This is a genomic window from Clostridium grantii DSM 8605 (assembly GCF_900129965.1).
GTDB lineage: Bacteria > Bacillota > Clostridia > Clostridiales > Clostridiaceae > Clostridium_AF > Clostridium_AF grantii.
The window spans coordinates 1-1,930 of record NZ_FQXM01000073.1 but is presented as its reverse complement, the minus strand read 5'-3'; the positions used below and the strand labels follow the sequence as shown (position 1 = coordinate 1,930).

General features: G+C 29.8%; 3 protein-coding genes and 1 pseudogene. All 4 read right to left on the bottom strand.

Annotation, left to right across the window (positions count from 1 at the left end; genetic code table 11):
* Positions 1-317 precede the first annotated feature (317 nt).
* Complete coding sequence (locus tag BUB83_RS21050) at positions 318-521, bottom strand: DUF3791 domain-containing protein (protein ID WP_073341038.1); 204 nt, start codon at positions 519-521, stop codon at positions 318-320.
* Between the two features lie 11 nt (positions 522-532).
* Entirely contained in the window at positions 533-769 is a 237-nt protein-coding gene (locus BUB83_RS21045) for a hypothetical protein (protein ID WP_073341037.1), read from the bottom strand.
* The gene (locus tag BUB83_RS21040) at positions 762-1,262 is read right to left on the bottom strand and encodes a DUF3990 domain-containing protein (RefSeq protein WP_073341036.1); all 501 of its coding nucleotides are present in this window, start codon (positions 1,260-1,262) and stop codon (positions 762-764) included. Before BUB83_RS21040 ends, BUB83_RS21045 begins: the two co-directional genes overlap by 8 nt.
* Positions 1,263-1,627: 365 nt before the next feature.
* A pseudogene (locus tag BUB83_RS21035) lies at positions 1,628-1,930 on the bottom strand (nuclease-related domain-containing protein); the annotation flags it as partial.

Here is a 1,930-nt window from a genome sequence, read left to right as displayed (position 1 = left end):
TTATACCCCAATCCCCTCTACTTTTTCATCAACAATACAAAATTAATATTAATAAATAATAATTTAAAGATTAAATTTAATTTCGCTAAACATTTCTTTAGTCTAAAAAAACATCAGATTTCTCTGATGTTTGATAGCTTGGATTATTTTTCTATTCTCACCCAAAGGTCTGGCCCCATTGCGAGGGGAAATGCTTTATGCCCCGAGCTTGATCTAAATTTATTCTTTGTGGACATCTTCTTAAATTTTGATAAAATTCGTTGAATTGTGAGAAGTACCTGGTACCCTTGTGGGACAGCTTGCTGGACCACTTGCTTTTAATTTCGTCTTGAATTAATATATACATCAATATCTTCCACTATATAATCCTGTCCAGTTGAATGAAGCACATCATAAAAAGATTTAATATAGTCAAAGACCTTGTTATCATTAAAAATTTTGAGTGCATCCTTCCCAGTTATATTATGTGACCGCTTATAACTTTCAAGACAAAATACTGTAAAATCAATACTTCTATTCATTACTTATCACCTCATACCTGCGGAAAGCTTATCTTTCCGCTATTTCTTTGTTCTAAAAACATTTCAAACAGTTTTTCTGTGCTATACTGCCAAATCTTTGTTTCCTCTTGTTCCAACATTTCATATAGATGGGATGAATATAATTCTGTAACAGCATCTTTATCTGATAGATTTAATTCTACCGCAATTTTTTCTACAAGAGCAGCCGATATGATTGGAAACACCGCATCAAATTTATTTTTATCCATTGCTTTTCCCTCCCAAATCTATATATTGGCCAAACAAACAAAAGCTTAATGCTTTATTAGTATGAAATAATATCTGATTGAAAAGTTTCTCTACTTTTAATCTTTTTAAGGCTTCTTCTTTATCCAACACACCCGTTTCAAAAAGTTTTACAGTCAAATATACATTATCATCAGCTACAGGACCAATTATTACATCATATTCTTCTGAACTTTCTTTTCCTCTTCTGTTTTCAGTTATAAATTCCAGCCATTTTTCATCAGCCTGTGTAAATTCAATGATATTAAGCTCTTTTTTTGCTTTCTCGAAATCAAAGTTATATATCGACAAAAATTTTTTACCTGTATTATTTCTTAAACTCACTTTTTCTGCCCAACGAGTTGCTTGTTCCTTATTGCTTGTAGTATAGAAACCTATACCAAAATCAAGCAGACGGTTACTTTGAAAAATTTTTGGTTGTTTCACAACAACATCACTGCCGTGATAGATATTCACTCTAATCCCCCCCAATATTATCATTATATTTTATGCTATTTCAAAAGAGTAGACTACATATTTTTATAATGCATTTGCCTTTATTTATTCTCCAATTTGTGCTACCTTATCTTTATTTTTGCCAATATAACTAGTTATAATCATACTTCTAACTAATACTATTTTACCCCACTAATAAACTTTAATCAATTATTTAGTAAGTTATAGACATACCTTACGTAAACTTAATCTAAACATGTACAAAATCTCAGGCTTCAATAGCGACAAAAACTGTTCCAGTTTTTGTAAGGGGTCAGGTACTTTACAAAAATTATGACTTAATAAAAGCAAAACAAAATTGTAAATAAAAGCACACAACTCATCAATTAAGATATCTTCGATTTAATACTATCTATATGAGATTTCTTAACCACTTCATCAGCTAATGTGTATTTCTGTAATTTTGAATACAATTTCGCTATATCTTCAACTGTCATTATTTTAGGGGACTTGTTCATATCCTTTTTAATAGTTCTAACTAGACTATTTCTCTTAATAACTTTAACATTAGGAGAAGTAACAGTAATTTTCTTTAGTGTACAACGCTCACTAAATATAATATATGATTTATAAAAATCTTCCTTATTAATCCCCAATGTATCTTTCAAAGCACTAATATGTCCTTTATT